A 16,523-nucleotide genomic window follows, 5' to 3' on the forward strand; every position below is an offset into this window, starting at 1 on the left:
CGTCATTGCGAGGAGCTCTTGCGACGAAGCAATCCAGTCTGCTTCCGAGTAGAAAGTCTGGATTGCTTCGCTGCGATCGCAATGACGGGCGCTGATGTCCTACGCCCCGATCGCGATTTTCGGCTCGGCGTCCGCGTTGGCGGCCATCTCGCGCAGCGCGCGCCGGTACTCGACCGGCATCACCTTGCGGAATTTGGGCAGCCAGTCCTTCCAGTTGGCCAGGATGTCGGCGGCGCGCCTGGAGCCGGTCGCTTTGGCATGGCGCGTAATCAGGACGTGGAGCCGCTCGACGTCGGAGGCGAGCAGGTCCTTGAACACGTCGACCCGGCCGTGGGCCTCGAGGTCACCGGAGTGGTGATAGGTGCCGGCGTTGATCAGCTCCTCCGACAGCACCGGCTCGAGCTCAACCATCGCCATGTTGCACAGCCTGTCGAAGTCGCCGGTCTCGTCCAGCACATACGCGATACCGCCGGACATGCCGGCCGCGAAGTTGCGCCCGGTCTTGCCGAGCACGACCACGATGCCGCCGGTCATGTATTCGCAGCAATGGTCGCCCGCGCCCTCGACCACCGCCACGGCGCCGGAATTGCGCACGGCGAAACGCTCGCCGGCGATGCCGCGGAAGTAGCACTCGCCTTGAATGGCGCCATACATCACGGTGTTGCCGACGATGATGCTCTCTTCCGGCACGATGCCGCTGTTGGCCGGCGGCTTGACGATGATCTTGCCGCCCGAGAGGCCCTTGCCGACATAGTCGTTGGCTTCGCCTTCGAGCTCGAAGGTGACGCCTTGCGCCAGCCAGGCGCCGAAAGCCTGGCCGGCAGTGCCCTTGAGGCTGACATGGATGGTCTCATGCGGCAGGCCGGCATGGCCGTAGATCTTGGCGACCGCACCCGACAGCATCGCGCCCGCGGAGCGGTTGGTGCTGTTGATCTTGGCCTCGATCTTCACCGGCGCACCGCGGTCGAGCGCAGGCGTCGCCTGCTCGATCAGCGTACGGTCGAGCACGGCTTCCAGATGATGGTTCTGGCGCTCGGAGTGATAGATCTTCTGGCCCTTCTCTTCCTTCTGCTTGACGAACAGCTTCGAGAAGTCGAGGCCCTTGGCCTTCCAGTGCGCGACCAGCTTGGTCTGGTCGAGCAGCTGCACCTGGCCGATCATCTCGTTGAAGCTGCGGAAGCCGAGCGAGGCCATGATCTCGCGGACCTCCTCGGCGACGAAGAAGAAGTAGTTGATCACATGCTCGGGCTGGCCGGTGAAGCGCTTGCGCAGGACCGGGTCCTGGGTCGCGACGCCGACCGGGCAGGTGTTGAGATGGCACTTGCGCATCATGATGCAGCCGGCCGCGATCAGCGGCGCAGTGGCGAAGCCGAACTCGTCGGCGCCGAGCAGCGCGCCGATCACGACGTCACGGCCGGTGCGGAAGCCGCCGTCGACCTGGACCACGATGCGGCTGCGCAGCCGCTCGCGCACCAGCGTCTGGTGAGTTTCGGCGAGACCGATCTCCCACGGTGACCCCGCGTGCTTGATCGAGGTCAGCGGCGAAGCGCCGGTGCCGCCCTCGAAGCCCGCGATGGTGACATGGTCGGCGCGCGCCTTGGCGACGCCCGCGGCCACCGTGCCGACCCCGATCTCGGAGACCAGCTTGACCGAGACCGCGCCGTCCGGGTTGACGTTCTTGAGGTCGTAGATGAGCTGCGCCAGATCCTCGATCGAGTAGATGTCGTGGTGCGGCGGCGGCGAGATCAGGCCGACGCCGGGCGTGGAGTGACGCACCTTGGCAATGGTGGCGTCGACCTTGTGGCCGGGCAGCTGGCCGCCTTCGCCGGGCTTGGCACCCTGCGCCATCTTGATCTGCATCATGTCGGAGTTGACGAGATACTCGGTGGTGACGCCGAAGCGGCCGGAGGCGACCTGCTTGATCGCCGAGCGCATGCTGTCGCCGTTCGGCATCGGCTTGAAGCGGTCGGCTTCCTCGCCGCCTTCGCCGGTGTTCGACTTGCCGCCGATCCGGTTCATGGCAATCGCGAGCGTGGTGTGCGCCTCGCGCGAGATCGAGCCGAAGCTCATCGCGCCGGTGGCGAAACGCTTGACGATGTCCTTGGCCGGCTCGACCTGGTCGAGCGGCACCGGCTTGCGCTTCTCCTCGTCCGCGTTCTTGATCCGGAACAGGCCGCGCAGCGTCAGGAGACGCTCCGACTGCTCGTTGAGGATCTTCGCGAAAGCACGGTAGCGTTCCAGCGAATTGCCGCGCGCGGCGTGCTGGAGCAGCCCCACCGACTCGGCGGTCCATGCATGGTCCTCGCCGCGGCTGCGATAGGCGTATTCGCCGCCGACATCGAGCGAGGTCTTGTAAACGAGAGCCTCGCCGAACGCGTCGGCATGACGGCGCACCGCCTCTTCGGCAATCTCGCCAAGACCGACGCCCTCGACGCGGGTATGCGTGCCGGCGAAGAATTTTCCGACGAATTCCGCCTTGAGACCGATGGCGTCAAAGATCTGCGCGCCGCAATAGGACTGGTAGGTCGAGATGCCCATCTTGGACATCACCTTGAGCAGGCCCTTGCCGATGGACTTGATGTAGCGCTTGACGATCTCGTAATCGTCGAGCGAGCCGGGCAGGCGGTCCTTCATCGCGATGATGGTTTCGAACGCCAGATACGGATTGATCGCTTCCGCGCCGTAGCCGGCCAGGCAGGCGAAGTGATGCACTTCCCGCGGCTCGCCAGACTCGACGACGAGGCCGACCGAGGTGCGCAATCCCGTACGGATCAAATGATGATGCACGGCGGCGCACGCCAGCAGCGACGGGATCGGAACCCGGTCGGTGCCGACCATGCGGTCGGACAGGATGATGATATTGACGCCCTCGCGCACCGCGCTCTCGGCGCGCGCGCAGAGCTCGTCCAGCACCTGGTCCATGCCGGCCGCGCCGAGGCCGGCGTGGAAGGTGGTGTCCAGCGTGCGCGACTTGAAGTGCGACTCGGCGACGTCTGAGATCGAGCGGATTTTTTCGAGGTCCGCGTCGGTCAGGATCGGCTGGCGCGCTTCGAGGCGCTTGGTGGTGGCGAGGCCTTGCAGGTCGAACAGGTTCGGCCGCGGTCCGATAATGGAGACGAGGCTCATCACCAGCTCCTCGCGGATCGGGTCGATCGGCGGATTGGTGACCTGTGCGAAGTTCTGCTTGAAGTAGGTGAACAGCGGCTTGGCCTTGGCCGACAGCGCCGAGATCGGCGTGTCGTTGCCCATCGAGCCTGCGGCTTCCTCGCCGGTGGAGGCCATCGGCGTCATCAGGATGGTGATGTCTTCCTGGCTGTAGCCGAACGCCTGCTGGCGATCGAGCAGCGACAGGTTGGAGCGCACGCCGGTGGTCGGCACCTTCGGCAGCTCTTCGAGCACGATCTGGGTCCGCTCCAGCCACTCGGTGTAGGGATGGCTCCTGGCGAGCTCGGCCTTGATCTCGTCGTCGGGGATGAGGCGGCCCTGCTCAAGGTCGACCAGCAGCATCTTGCCGGGCTGCAAGCGCCACTTGGTGATGATCTGGTCCTCGGGAATTGTCAGCACGCCCATCTCGGACGCCATCACGATGCGGTCGTCCTTGGTGACGAGATAGCGCGCGGGACGAAGGCCGTTGCGGTCGAGCGTGGCACCGATCTGGCGGCCGTCGGTGAAGGCGATCGCGGCGGGGCCGTCCCACGGCTCCATCAGGGCTGCATGATATTCGTAGAAGGCGCGGCGCTTCTCATCCATCAAGGGATTGCCGGCCCACGCCTCTGGAATCATCATCATGACCGCGTGCGGCAGCGAGTAGCCGCCCTGCACCAGGAATTCGAGCGCGTTGTCGAAGCAGGCGGTGTCCGACTGGCCTTCGTAGGAGATCGGCCAGAGCCGGTTGATGTCCTTGCCGTACAGCTCGGAGCTCACCGAGGCCTGGCGCGCCGCCATCCAGTTGACGTTGCCGCGCAGCGTGTTGATCTCGCCGTTATGCGCGATCATGCGGTAGGGATGCGCCAGCGACCACGCCGGGAAGGTGTTGGTCGAGAAGCGCTGGTGAACGAGCGCCAGCGCGCTCTCGAAATCCGCCTCGTGCAAATCGGGATAATACTTGCCGAGCTGATCGGCGAGGAACATGCCCTTGTAGATCACGGTGCGGCAGGACATCGAGCACGGATAATAGCCGGCGAGGCCGCGGTCGCGGCGCTGATAGATCGCTTGCGAGATCGACTTGCGCAGGATGTAGAGCCGGCGCTCGAAATCGTCCTCGGTCTTGGCGGTGCCGTTGCGGCCGATGAACACCTGCATGCAGGCGGGCTCGGTCGGCTTCACGGTGACGCCGAGCGAGGAATTGTCGGTCGGCACGTCGCGCCAGCCGAGCAGGGTCAGGCCCTCTTCCTTGATCTGATCGGCGATGATGCTCTTGATGACGTTGCGCCAGGCGGTGTCGCGCGGCATGAACAGCGCGCCGATGGCGTATTCGCCGGGATTAGGCAGCGCGAAGCCGAGCTCCTTCGCCTTGCGGCTGAAGAAAGCATGCGGGATCTGCACCAGAATGCCGGCGCCGTCACCCGCGCGCGGGTCGGCGCCGACGGCGCCGCGGTGCTCGAGGTTGCAGAGGATGCTCAGTGCGTCCGCGACGATCTCGTGGGACTTCTGGCCCTTGATGTTGGCGATGAAGCCGACGCCGCAGGAATCCTTCTCCAGGCTCGGATCATAAAGACCTACGGCCGGGGGGCGTGAATTGTGTTCCTGAATCGGATCGGTCGTTTTCGAGGCGACCGTCGCCGACAGTTGCTCTGCCACGATGTTTCCGCGCTCGATTTGCGACCCGTTCATGTCCTCGTCCTCTCCATGCGGCAAGCTGCCTCACCGCCACCTTCGGCGCACCTTGGGCGTCCCGCGGCACCCGCTTCTGGGTCACCGCTCGTCCGCTCGCGAGCCGCATTTTCTTAAATTCAGGCCAAGGCGTTCTTCGTCCCCGAGAACGGCTTTGCCTGTTGCCTTCTTGGCGCTCGAAAGCACCGATTTTCGTTGCAATCCCTATGCCGGAACCGCAAGCAAAATTGAGACAGTCTTCCTGTCCTAATCATCACCTTGCCAAATTTTTGTCTATCACACAAGCGCGCGCAAGTCCCGATTCCCCATATCTCGATCAATCGCTTTCCAGAAGTTGCGCGGCCCCGGTTTTGAAGCAAACGCGCCCTGATCCGGCCCCGCCGACGCCGGAATCCCCAATGAAGCTTCGGATCAACCCTTTGGAAGGCGCGCCACGCCGCAAGAAGCGAAAGAGGGCGATCCATCCGGGGGCCTGACAGGAGCGTCTCGACCATGAAGTTTTTCACAGGATGTGTGGCCGCCGCAACGCTGGCGCTGGCCGCGACCACGGCTCAAGCGCAGGTTCCAGCGCGAGGGGCGATGATCGCGGTCTCGGATTTCGACGGGCCGTATGCGTCGCCGGAGGCCGCGCCGCCCCCGCCGCCGCGCTATAGCTATGGCTACGAAGAACGCGGGCCGGCCCCGGTGCTGCTGCCATCGACCGAGGTCTACGCGGTGCTGCGCGAAAATGGCTTTTCTCCGCTGGGCATCCCGCGCCTGCGCGGCAGCGTCTACACCATCGCGGTGATCGACCGCCGTGGCGAGGACGGCCGGCTGGTGATCGATGCCCGCGACGGAAGGATTTTGCGCTTCATGCCAGCTGTTGACGCTTACGGCATGGCGCCGGGCTACGAGCAGCCTGCGGTTGCACCTTACCGCCAGCAAAGCGCGCTGCCGCCGCCGACCATGGTCCGCAGTGGTCCGCCTCGCCCACCGGCCCCGATCCCGCATGTCGCCAGCCGCACCGTCCCGCTGCCGAAGGCCGCCCCGCCGCGCGAGGCGCCGGTCGCCGCGGCGAAGCCGGCCGAGCCTGCGACGGCGCAGGCAGCGCAGGCTCAACCTGCCACGCAGACCGTGGCAGTCGTGCCGGCAAAGCCCGCCGAGGCCGCGCCGCAGGTCATTGCTCCAACCGTCGGTCTGGCCAAACCTGCTCCAACGATCCTGCCGACACAGGACATGCCGGCAGCGCAGGGGCTGGACTAAACGTGGGCGTTTGATGCAATGGCCCGCATCACACCAACGGTGTCGTCCTGGCGAAAGCCAGGACCCATACTGCGAGGTCTGTCGATTGTGCGTGGTGTGAGTACCGGATGACTAATCTTCGCCAAACATCCCCTTGGGGTAATGGGTCCTGGCCTTCGCCAGGACGACATTGGGGAGAGAGCGGAGCAAAACAAAAGGCGCCTGAGCACTTAGGCGCCTTTGCACCATGACAAGCGCCGCTCAACTCCGGCCGTACCCTGCCGCTTCCAGGATCAAATTCGCCACCTCCTTCGGGTGTGACACCAGCGAGAGGTGGCCGGCTTCGAGCTCGATCGTGGTTGCGTTCATGCGCTTGGCGAGGAAGCGTTCGAGATCGGGATTGATGGTGTAGTCGTTCTTCGACACAGCGTACCAGCTCGGCTTGGAGTGCCATGCCGCCTCGGTGGTGCGACCGGCGAAGATCGAGGCGGCGGTCGGCCATTGCACGGCGTAGAGCTCCTTGGCCTGCTCCGGCTTCACGCCATTGGCGAAATACTTCAGGAAGGCGTCTTCCGAGAGTTTTGTGTAACCGTCGCGCTCGACGATGCCGGCACGCACGGGGCCGGTCGGGAATTGCTTCGACAGCGCGACGAAATCCTCGTTGGCATCGGGCGCACGTGCGGCGACATAGACGAGGCCGGTAACCTTCGAGTCGATGCCGACCTGGCTGATCACGGTGCCGCCCCAGGAATGCGCGACCAGCACGGTCGGACCGTCCTGTTCGGCCAGCACGCGCTTGGTGGCTTCGACGGAATCCGCAAGCGACGACAGCGGATTTTGCACGGCAGTTACGTTGAGCCCTGCGGCCTGGAGGATCGGGATCACTTCCGACCAGCTCGAGCCGTCGGCCCAGGCGCCGTGCACCAGCACGACGTTCTTGGCCTTTACGGTCTGCGGCGTCTGCGCATGAGCGAGGCTGAGAGGGGCCGCCAGCAGGCTCGCGGCGACGAAAAAGCTGCGCCAGAAAGTCATGATCGTTCTCCGTCTGTTTTTGGTTCGATAGCCAAAGGACGACGCGCGGGGCGACGGCGTTACGCCAATTCACCGCTCTGTGATGCGGCGGAACACTCCAGCAACGCAGTCCAACAATCGCTGACGTCCTGGCAAAGGCCGAGACCATCATCGCAGGGAAGGTATGGCGGATCCCTCGTTCGGTATTCCCTCCGCGCACGATTCTCGGTCTCGCGGTAGGATTTTCCTGGTTTCGCGGGGACGAGGAGAGCCGAACAAAACAAAAAAACGCCCCGGGGCACCGGGGCGTTTTCGCAACCTGGAAGTGACGTCCGTGATTTACGCGGCTACCGAGTTCTCGATCACCTGCGCGCCTTGCGCACCGGTGTTGATCGCGATCTGGCGCGGCTTCTTAGCTTCGGGAATCTCACGGACGAGGTCGACGTGAAGCAGCCCGTTCTCGAGCGAGGCGTTCTTCACTTGCACGAAGTCGGCAAGCTGGAAGGCGCGCTCGAAGGCACGCGCGGCGATGCCGCGGTACAGCACTTCGGCCTTCGAGTTCTCGTTGGCGACTTTCTCGCCCTTGATCGTCAGCGTGTTTTCCTTCGCGACGATGGAGAGCTCATCCTTGGCAAAGCCCGAAACCGCAACGGTGATGCGGTAGTCGTTCTCGCCGGTGCGCTCGATATTGTAGGGGGGATAACCGGGGCTGCCGTCCGAACCGGCCTGGTCGAGCAGGTTGAAGAGGCGGTCGAAGCCGACGGTGGAACGGTAGAAGGGGGTCAGGTCGTAGGTACGCATGGTCAAGTCCTCCGTTGAGCGACTGTTTGAGTAATCCGCCCGCCAATCGGGCCGGGCTTTCGTCTGTGTGCAGCCTGATGTTCCGGTTCCGAAACACTGGTAGCGGCCTGCACCAAGGTGATATGGGTTGAGGAGAACGGCGTTCAAGAGGGCGGATACTTAGCCTTTTCGGCGCTCCCGCCCCCTGATTTGCAGCACTTCGTGCCCAAGCCTTCCCCATCATGACGCTGGTTTCGATACCATCCAATCCCGTTCCCGAAGACGTCGTCAGCGGCACCATCAAAACCCCTGATGGCGTCGAGCTGCGCTTTGCGCGCTGGGCGCCGCCGGCGAACCGCAAGGGCACCGTCTGCGTCTTCACCGGACGCAGTGAGCAGATTGAAAAGTATTTCGAGACCGTGCGCGATTTGCGCGACCGCGGCTTTGCGGTGGCGATGATCGACTGGCGCGGGCAGGGCCACTCCTCGCGCCGCCTGCGCGATCCGCGCAAGGGCTATGTTCGCGACTTCGCCGATTTCGAGATCGACGTCGAGACCTTCGTGCAGCAGGTGGTGCTGCCGGATTGCCCGCCGCCTTTCTTCGCGCTCGCCCACTCCATGGGCGGCACGGTGATGTTGCGGGTGGCGCATGCGGGCAAGCGCTGGTTCGACCGTATGGTGCTGTCTGCGCCGATGATCGACCTGCCCGGCCGCGCCACCTCGTTTCCGGCGCGGGCTCTGCTGAAGACGATGCGGGTGTTGGGGATGGGCGGCCGCTATGTCCCCGGCGGCAGCGACCAGATCACCGGGCTCAATCCCTTCATCAACAATCCGCTGACCAGCGATCCCGTGCGCTATGCGCGCAATGCCGCGATTCTGGAGGAGGATCCGACCCTCGGGCTCGCGTCACCGACGATCGCCTGGGCCGATACCGCCTTCCGCGCGATGCACACTTTCAGGGGCAAAAACTACCCGTCCGAGATCCGTCAGCCGATCCTGATGCTGGCGGCCTCCAGCGACACCGTAGTCTCGATCGCAGCGATCGAGGAGTTCGCCTATCATTTACGCGCCGGCTCCCATCTCGTGATCGCCGGCGCCAAGCACGAGATTCTCCAGGAGCAGGACCGCTACCGTTCCCAATTCTGGGCAGCCTTCGACGCCTTCGTACCGGGCACGCCGCTGTTCAAGTGAGGGGGAGCGATGCTTCCCTGCGACCACACGCCGTCATGCCCGGGCTTGTCCCGGGCATCCACGTTCTTCGCGCCGTGACGAAGATCGCGGATGGCCGGGACAAGCCCGGCCATGACGAGGAAGTAGCATCACCCACTACAGCGTCTTCAGATACTCGATCAGATCGTAGCGCTCGTTATCGTCCTTGAACACGCGACCGATCACGCCCGGACGTTTTTCCTCGCCCGGCTTGCGTTCGAAGGAATGGCCGAGCACGCTGTTGCCTTGGATTGGATCCTTCTCCGACCCTGCTGAAAACTCGGTTTCACCCGTCTTGCACTTCTCGTCGGCGGTGACCGCAAAGCCGACGGTCACGGGATCATAGTCGCGGCGGCCCATGCAGAATTTTTGCGGGCGCTCGCTTGCAGGCTTCAGCAGCCAGTAGAGAGACGGCACCGAACCGTTGTGCAGATAGGGCGCCGTTGCCCAAATGCCGTTCAGCGGCCGTGCCCGATAGCGCGCTCCCCCCACCGGATTGAGGCAGTTCTTGCGCGCGAGATTCCACAATTTCGCCCGCTCGGCGTCCGGAGTCTTCTCGTCGTCCATCCATTTGCGGGCGACGAGATCCACCACAGTCATGAGTCCGAGCGCATACACCATCTCGGTCGGCGAGCTCGCGGTCGAGACGTCGCATTGCCACCATTTCTGGAGGTCGGCCGTATCCACCTTGAGGAAGCCGGGCACATCGACGATCCTGTTGCTGAGCACGAGCGACTGTTCGGGATCCGTCTTGATCTCGTCGAGGGGGATCGTCACCGCGTTCAGCACCTTGCTGTCGCCGCTCGGCTCCCAATGTCTCGACGACCAGAAAGCCGGAGTGTCGATCGCCGGCAGATGGCAGCCTGAACACATTTCGGCGTAAATCTTGCGGCCATTGTCGACCTTCTTCTGATCGAGCCTCCAATTGTCGCCAAGGATCTGCGAGGGCCATTTCGGCGCAAGCAGGCCGCCGAACTTCGGACCGGTGGAGGGATCTGCCGTCGTGAACGGATCTGGCCCCCTGAGCATGTCCTCGATCCAGCCGAGCGTGTTGATATGGACCGAGGAGCGCCACAGCCTGTCCTCCGGATAGGCGTCGGACAGGTTGAGCAGCGCTGTCACGCCGAGGGCTTCGCCGGCGTTGCGGATCAGCGGCTGCTCGATCGAGGCGTCGTACTGGGCGAACTTGAACCAGGGCACGGTCCAGATCGGGGGATAGCTGACCGGGGCGTCCTGGGCGTGCAGGTTCTTCTCGAATCCCTTGATCCCGCTCAGCGCGAGATCCTGCGAAAACACCTGATTGCCGATGCGATTGAGAGCGTCGAGGCGACCGAACCCTTCCTCGGTGTCACTCTGCTGCCTGCCGTTCCAGGTCTTCTTGCCTTCAATCGTCTTTTGCTGGGTTTGCGCCCAGTCGATCAGGAAGTTGCCGATCGCGCTGAGCTTCTGCTTGAGCGCGGCGCGGTCAGCCTTGCTGGCATCGGGGCCGAGCACGCGATCGGCGAAGCGCTGGAAGCGGAACGGCACGTAAAGCGTGTAGGCGATCGACAGGCCGGTGGAGAGCTCGAGCTTCTTCAGGTCGGTCATGGCCGGGCCGCCGTCGAAACGCACGTCCACGCCCTGGTAGTGGATCTGGCCGGTATGGCAGGCCGCGCAGGTCAGCCCGATCTTGTCCTCTTCGCGCCGGCCCGTCGCGGGATCGCTGACACCGGTCATCCGTGCGAAGCCGACCGGCAGGCCGTCGACGTTCTCCGCCGGCGTCCACCTGGTCGACCAGTCCGGCACCTGCGTCGTCTCGTAGACATTGGCGTAACCGAAGCGGCGTAGTGACGTCGCATCGGTCTGGATCGACTGCGGGCTCGGGATGAACCCGAAGCGCTCGAGATAGGCGCTGTCCGTCATCATGCCCGGCCGCGAGAACAGATGCAGGCGCGGCTGCTCCAGGGCCATGAACCATTCATAGGGCACCGGGAAGGTCGCGGTGCCCTGGCTGGCATGGTGAAACCAGTGCCTGTCCTTCAGCGACCAGTTTTGCTCGAGCCAATAGGCCGCTTTCGTCTCAGGGGCCGTGGGCAAAGGGGGCGGCAGGAGATTCACGAGAATTCCCTTTTGCGGTAGCATGGCGCGCACCTGGTCGGGGAATTCGGCGACCGCAACGAGCAAGGCAAGACCGAGGGCGACGAGCAGGGCCGTAACCTTGAGCGCGCCCCGCACCACGCGCTGGCAGGTCGACAGCACCGGCTGAGATTCGAGCCGCTGGTTGATGCGAGCAGGGAATTGTCGCTCGTTGAACAGAGTGCGCACGTCGGCCACGCTGAGATAGCGGTCCTCACCCGCGCCCTTGCCCACGATCTTCAGGAGGATCGGCCATTCGAACTTCATCAGCAGGGGGTAGTACCAGCGCGCGGCGCTGCCGGCGCGCTTGAGGTTGTCGCGCATGAAGACGCCGATTTCCGAGGCGTTGAGACCGGGCTCGGAGCCGCCGCCGTTCGGATCCTGGTAGTTCCGGCCGAAGCTCGCAAACCGCGCAAGCTCGTCCTCATCGACCGTGCCGTCGACGCCGAGGACGCGCGAGCCGGCACCGCGCTTGTCGAGAGGGCCGCCACGCAACGCATCGAGCTGCGCGCCCGAAAATATGCTCTTCAGGATGTGACCGAGACCGTTGGCGATGAGCGCGACGCCGCGAACCTGGATGCGGGCCGAGACCTTCTTCAGCCCGGTCTCGCCGCTCGCATTCGCGATCGTTTGCGACAGCGTGCCGAGCGGGACGGTTCCGCCGTGAACAAACCCTTCGCCGACGAGGCCGCGCAGGAATGGACAGGGATTGTTCGGCGAGACCTGGATCGAGGGGTCGAAGGGGGGCTTCGGAGCGGAGTCATGCATGGCCCAAAATCCTGAAAACGGCGAATCGTGAAATAAAGACGCGGCGATAGAGCGCGGAAAGTCCTGACAAACCGACAACACGTTATACTACTTCAGCGTGTAGTGGAGTGTGGCTGAAGTCACTGTCGTGTCAATAAGGGCAGAGGGGACATTGCCGCGTGGCCGCGGCTGGCCCTCAGGATTCGGCGACGCGTTTGACGTCGCTCGAGACCAGGGTCAGTTTGCCGACCGGCACGCCCGCATTCAAGAGTCCGGCGCGGTAATGGGCGAGGTCCTCGGGCCGCTTCCAGTGGAAATTGCGCAAATGGCGGTCGACATTGAGAGTCGGGTAGTTACCCATGAGCACGCGGGTCGCCTCGATCGCCTCGTCGGCCCGCCCCAATTGCGCCAGCGCCGCGGCGCGGATCGCCAGCGCCTGCAAATGGTTCGGGTTGATGTAGAGCTGTTCCCGGGCCCATGACAGGGTCGCGTCATATTGGCCCAGCAGATAATGGCTGAAGGCGTTCAGTGCGGCCCATTGGTAGCGCGGATCGCTGTTGTCGCGCTGTGCGGCCATCGAGAACAGCTCGATCGCCTCGCGGTGCTCGCCGATGGCGAAATGGCAGATGCCGAGCACGCCGCGCGCGCCGTTGTCGTAGGGGTTGAGCGCGACGGCGCGCTTGGCGGCGTCCATCGCGGCCTCGTAATGGCCCTCCAGCGCGTGGGTCCAGGACAGAATCGAGAACGCAAATGACGAGCGTGGGTCGAGCCGGACACTGGTTTCGGCAAGCTTCATCGCTTCGGCCCACATCTCGCGCGTGCCCTTGACCCAGCCGAACTGGATGCTCTGGATCTGGATCGTGGCGAGATAGGCATGCGCAATCGACAGCTTGGGCTCGAGCCTGATGGCCTCCCGGAACAGGTCGACGGCGATGGCCAGGTCTTCCTTGGTTTGCCGATAATAGTGCGACAGCCCTTTGAGGAAGCGGTCCCAGGCCGTGACGTCGGTCGAGAGCCGCGCCGGCGCCGAGGCCTCGGCCCGGACGATCTCGGTGGCGATGGCGGCGGACAGGTTGGTGGTGATCTCGTCCTGCATCGCGAAGAGATCGCCGATGTCGCGGTCGTAGCGGCCAGTCCAGAGCTGCTCGCCGGTCTCCGGCGCGATCAGCTCGGCGGTGACGCGGATCTTGGCTCCGGCACGCCGCACCGAACCCTGGATCAGATAGCTAGCGTCGATCTCCCGCGCGATCAGACGGGTGCTGACGTTGTTGCCCTTGAACACGAAGGTCGAGTTGCGGCTAAGCACGCGATAAAAGGATTGCAGCGACAGCGCGTGGATCAGATCCTCGGTCAGGCCGTCGGAGAAATACTCGTCCTGTGCGTCGCTGAGATTGGCGAAAGGCAGCACGCCGACGATCGCGGTGCGATACTGCTGCGAGAGGGCGGATGCCTCCCTCAGCGCGGGCGCAAGCGCCGGTGCACCCTCAGGCGTCCAGGTCCAGACCCCGATCGGATCCTTGATGTTCTTGAAGCGGTGGTTGCCGGCATCGACCAGCGGCACGGTGAGATGCTTGCTGGCCTCCTTGTAGGCCTTGGCCGAGATGGCGAAGCCGCCGGGGCTCGCCACGGCTTCGAGGCGGACGGCAATGTTGACATCGTCACCGAAGACCTCGTCCTCGTCGGCGATGACGTCACCCATATGGATGCCGAGGCGAAACTGCATGGCGCGATCGGCGGGCAGATGGTGATTGCGCTCCGCCATCAGCGTCTGCATCGCGATCGCGGCCTCGGTGGCGCCGACGATCGAAGGGAACTCCAGCAGGAAGCCGTCGCCGGTGTTTTTGACGACGCGGCCGCCGTGATTGAGGATGATGGGGTGGATCGCGCTGCGATGGGCCTTGAAGGCGGCATGGGTGCCGGCCTCGTCGGTGCCCATCATGCGCGAATAGCCGGCGACATCGGCGCAGACAATGGCAGCCAGACGTCTTTCCATTCCGGAGCTCCAAGAGACTTGCAAGAGACTTGGAAGAGACCGAGGACCGGCCACGGCGTGGCAGTCGCCTCGAATCCCCGCATTCAAGAAGCACTCCTTATAGAGCAGATGAGGCCGAGCGAAAGTATGATCCGCATTGCAAATTCGAGGTAAATCCTCGGCAATCCCGGCGGTGGACGGCGACGAGCGAACCCACTAAGCCGAGCTCTGGGGGCGACGATTGGGCGGCGGAGGCACGTCACACATGCTGGGCATTCACGAAATCTGGCTTTTCGTCCTGTCGGGCGTGCTGCTCAACATCACGCCGGGGCCAGATACGGTCTATGTGATCGGCCGCAGCATGCAGCTGGGCTGGCGAGGTGGCGCCGCGGCGGCGCTGGGCATCAGTTGCGGCTGCTTTTTCCACGTCGCGGGCGCCGCGATCGGCCTTTCGGCCCTGCTGATGGCTTCGTCGACCGCGTTCTCGATCCTGAAGCTGGTCGGCGCGGCCTATCTCGTCGTGACCGGGCTTCAGATGCTGTGGTCGCGCCCGGTGCTGGCCTCAGCCATCGACGAGCCGGTGCACAGCTCGCTGCGGCGGGTTTTCCTCCAGGGCGTGTTCACCAACGCGCTCAATCCCAAGGTCGCGCTGTTCTTTTTGGCCTTCCTGCCGCAATTCGTCGCAGCCGACTCGGCGCACAAGCCGCTCGCGTTCCTGACGCTCGGCCTGATCTTCATCTGCACGGGAACGCTGTGGTGCCTGGTGCTGGCGGCGTTCGCGGCAAAGGCCGCCCACCGCTTGCGGAGCTCCGAAGGCGCGGTCGCCTGGGTCAACCGTGCCCTCGGCGGCCTCTTCATCTATCTCGGCATCCGCGTCGCCATGCTGGAGACGCGGTAAATTCTTTCACGCGAATTCCTTCAGCAGCGCGCTGCCGGCGAGATAGAGGCCGAGCAGGATCATGGCGATCAGGAACCAGCGGCGAAACGCTTCCGCCGGCATCCGCGCCCGCACCGTTTGGCCGATGTACATGCCGGCAAACGCGCAAGCGATGCCGACCGCGCCCGGCACTGCATTGGCCGGCGTCAGCAATCCGCCCGCGGTGAGGTTGAAGGCGAGCGCCAGTGTCGCTGTCGTGAAGAACACGCCGAGCGCCTGCACCAGCTCGTCCTTCTCCATGCCGATCGCCTGCATGAACGGCATCGAGGGGATCACCTGCACGCCGGTCGAGGCCGAGATCACGCCGGTGACCACGCCGACCACGCCGCCAACCCATTTCTCGTTCTTTGGCGCAACGTGAAACTGGAATTTGTTCAGCCCGATGATCGCGTAGATGACCAGGAGTACGCCGAGCACGATCGTGCCGTAGCGCGCATGCGGGCCGGTGAGCGCACCGGCATTGAGCCAGCACCCGATCACGGTGCCGACCATCAGCGGCCACAGCCGCCTCAGGATGTCGCGCAAATGGGGGCCGACGAAAGTCTGCCAGATGTTGGTGACGATGGCAGGCACGATCACGATGGCGATCGCGCGGCTGGGCGCCATGCTCACCGCGAGCAGGCCCATGGACACCGTCGGCAGGCCGAGCCCGACCACGCCCTTGACGAATCCGGCGAGCAGGAAAACGGCGGCGATGAGAACGAGGAGCGGGTCGATCATATCTGCACATTGACCGATGCCGCGCGTCGGCACAATCTGTAGGTTACGGAGATAGCCTTCGTTCGGAGCGAAGGCTGAAGGGATCCGATGCGCTTCGACCTCGTCGACCTCCAACTGTTCATCGCGGTCGCCGACCAGCGCAGTATCACCCGCGGCGCGGAGCGGTCGCATCTGGCCCTGGCCTCGGCCAGCGCGCGCATCAAAGGGCTGGAGGATGCGCTCGGCGTCGCGCTGCTCAAGCGCGGGCGCCGCGGCGTTGAGTTGACCTCGGCCGGCGAGAGCCTGCTCGATCACGCCCGTCTCGTCATTCACCAGATCGACGCCATGCGCGGCGATCTCGCTGGCTTTGCCAGTGGCGTGCGCGCGAGCGTGCACTTCCTCGCCAATACCTCCGGCCTTTCGGAGCATCTGCCGAAGGCGCTCGCCGGCTTCCTGCACGAGCACCGCGACGTCGCCATCGACATCGAGGAGCGCGAAAGCACCGACATCGCGGCCGCGATCACCGCCGGTGCCGCCGATCTCGGATTCGCCGCCGAGCACGCGCTGCCCGATCATATCGAGCGCTTCGCCTTCAGCGAGGATCGCCTGACGCTGGTGACGTCCAGGCGCGGCCCGTTCGCCGGCCGCCGCGCGATCGATTTCCAGGAGGCGGGCGCTTGCGACTTCGTCGGGCTCACCAGCGCCACCGCGCTCCAGGTTCATATTTCAAAGCACGCCGCCCGGCTCGGCATGCGGCCGCATTACCGCGCGCGCCTGCGCGATTTTGATGCGATCTGCCAGATGGTCGCCGCCGATGTCGGTGTCGCGCTGGTGCCTGAAGCCGCGGCCCGCCGCTGCGCAAAACTGATGCCGCTCGCCATGGTCCGCCTGCGCGATATTTGGGCCAACCGAAAACTCGTGATCTGCGCGCGAAGCTTCAAGACGCTGCCGCGCCCGGCCAAGATGCTGGTGGAGCATTTGCGGGCAGAGGCGGTGTGAG

Annotated in this window: 10 protein-coding genes; 4 read left to right on the forward strand and 6 right to left on the reverse strand. The window is 64.5% G+C overall.

Annotated features, from left to right (window positions below; all coding sequences use genetic code 11):
- Positions 1 to 99: 99 nt before the first annotated feature.
- A complete protein-coding gene (gltB, locus tag GWG67_RS19815; RefSeq protein ID WP_275171008.1) occupies positions 100 to 4,833 on the reverse strand; it encodes a glutamate synthase large subunit in 4,734 nt (1,577 codons plus the stop codon).
- Between the two features lie 492 nt (positions 4,834 to 5,325).
- Between gltB and GWG67_RS19820 the strand changes: the two genes are divergently transcribed.
- On the forward strand, positions 5,326 to 6,075 hold the full coding sequence (locus GWG67_RS19820; RefSeq protein WP_275171009.1) for a hypothetical protein: 750 nt from the start codon (positions 5,326 to 5,328) through the stop codon (positions 6,073 to 6,075).
- A 240-nt stretch (positions 6,076 to 6,315) separates the two neighbouring features.
- Here GWG67_RS19820 and GWG67_RS19825 read toward each other — a convergent pair whose 3' ends face one another.
- Entirely contained in the window at positions 6,316 to 7,086 is a 771-nt protein-coding gene (locus tag GWG67_RS19825) for an alpha/beta fold hydrolase (protein ID WP_275171010.1), read from the reverse strand.
- Positions 7,087 to 7,404: 318 nt separating this feature from the next.
- Positions 7,405 to 7,866: an Hsp20 family protein gene (locus GWG67_RS19830; RefSeq protein WP_007597127.1), complete on the reverse strand. Its 462-nt coding sequence runs from the start codon at positions 7,864 to 7,866 to the stop codon at positions 7,405 to 7,407.
- Between the two features lie 221 nt (positions 7,867 to 8,087).
- Here GWG67_RS19830 and GWG67_RS19835 point away from each other — a divergent pair, with 221 nt between their 5' ends.
- Positions 8,088 to 9,035 (forward strand): alpha/beta fold hydrolase, encoded by a 948-nt coding sequence (locus GWG67_RS19835; protein WP_007615136.1) that lies wholly within the window; start codon positions 8,088 to 8,090, stop codon positions 9,033 to 9,035.
- 135 nt (positions 9,036 to 9,170) lie between these two features.
- On the opposite strand, the gene GWG67_RS19840 is transcribed toward GWG67_RS19835, so the two are convergent.
- Together GWG67_RS19840 and GWG67_RS19845 are read right to left on the reverse strand one after the other, a co-directional pair.
- Entirely contained in the window at positions 9,171 to 11,936 is a 2,766-nt protein-coding gene (locus GWG67_RS19840; RefSeq protein WP_275171011.1) for a di-heme-cytochrome C peroxidase, read from the reverse strand.
- A gap of 175 nt (positions 11,937 to 12,111) precedes the next feature.
- The gene (locus GWG67_RS19845; protein ID WP_275171012.1) at positions 12,112 to 13,908 is read right to left on the reverse strand and encodes an adenylate/guanylate cyclase domain-containing protein; all 1,797 of its coding nucleotides are present in this window, start codon (positions 13,906 to 13,908) and stop codon (positions 12,112 to 12,114) included.
- Between the two features lie 244 nt (positions 13,909 to 14,152).
- Between GWG67_RS19845 and GWG67_RS19850 the strand changes: the two genes are divergently transcribed.
- Positions 14,153 to 14,785 carry a LysE family translocator gene (locus GWG67_RS19850; protein ID WP_275171013.1) on the forward strand — a complete coding sequence of 211 codons (633 nt, stop codon included), beginning with the start codon at positions 14,153 to 14,155 and terminating at the stop codon, positions 14,783 to 14,785.
- 6 nt (positions 14,786 to 14,791) lie between these two features.
- Here GWG67_RS19850 and GWG67_RS19855 read toward each other — a convergent pair whose 3' ends face one another.
- Positions 14,792 to 15,544, reverse strand: coding sequence for a sulfite exporter TauE/SafE family protein (locus GWG67_RS19855; protein ID WP_275171014.1), 753 nt, complete (start codon positions 15,542 to 15,544; stop codon positions 14,792 to 14,794).
- 87 nt (positions 15,545 to 15,631) lie between these two features.
- Here GWG67_RS19855 and GWG67_RS19860 point away from each other — a divergent pair, with 87 nt between their 5' ends.
- Positions 15,632 to 16,522, forward strand: coding sequence for a LysR substrate-binding domain-containing protein (locus tag GWG67_RS19860; protein WP_275171015.1), 891 nt, complete (start codon positions 15,632 to 15,634; stop codon positions 16,520 to 16,522).
- Position 16,523 lies beyond the last annotated feature (1 nt).

Source organism: Bradyrhizobium sp. CSS354, from assembly GCF_029051725.1.
GTDB lineage: Bacteria > Pseudomonadota > Alphaproteobacteria > Rhizobiales > Xanthobacteraceae > Bradyrhizobium.

Bases quoted from the DNA above. Each gene is read 5' to 3' on its own strand.
- GWG67_RS19860 (WP_275171015.1), top strand. From the start codon at position 15,632: ATGCGCTTCGACCTCGTCGACCTCCAACTGTTCATCGCGGTCGCCGAC.
- GWG67_RS19855 (WP_275171014.1), bottom strand. From the start codon at position 15,544: ATGATCGACCCGCTCCTCGTTCTCATCGCCGCCGTTTTCCTGCTCGCC.
- GWG67_RS19845 (WP_275171012.1), bottom strand. From the start codon at position 13,908: ATGGAAAGACGTCTGGCTGCCATTGTCTGCGCCGATGTCGCCGGCTAT.
- GWG67_RS19825 (WP_275171010.1), bottom strand. From the start codon at position 7,086: ATGACTTTCTGGCGCAGCTTTTTCGTCGCCGCGAGCCTGCTGGCGGCC.
- GWG67_RS19830 (WP_007597127.1), bottom strand. From the start codon at position 7,866: ATGCGTACCTACGACCTGACCCCCTTCTACCGTTCCACCGTCGGCTTC.
- GWG67_RS19840 (WP_275171011.1), bottom strand. From the start codon at position 11,936: ATGCATGACTCCGCTCCGAAGCCCCCCTTCGACCCCTCGATCCAGGTC.
- gltB (WP_275171008.1), bottom strand. From the start codon at position 4,833: ATGAACGGGTCGCAAATCGAGCGCGGAAACATCGTGGCAGAGCAACTG.
- GWG67_RS19850 (WP_275171013.1), top strand. From the start codon at position 14,153: ATGCTGGGCATTCACGAAATCTGGCTTTTCGTCCTGTCGGGCGTGCTG.
- GWG67_RS19835 (WP_007615136.1), top strand. From the start codon at position 8,088: ATGACGCTGGTTTCGATACCATCCAATCCCGTTCCCGAAGACGTCGTC.
- GWG67_RS19820 (WP_275171009.1), top strand. From the start codon at position 5,326: ATGAAGTTTTTCACAGGATGTGTGGCCGCCGCAACGCTGGCGCTGGCC.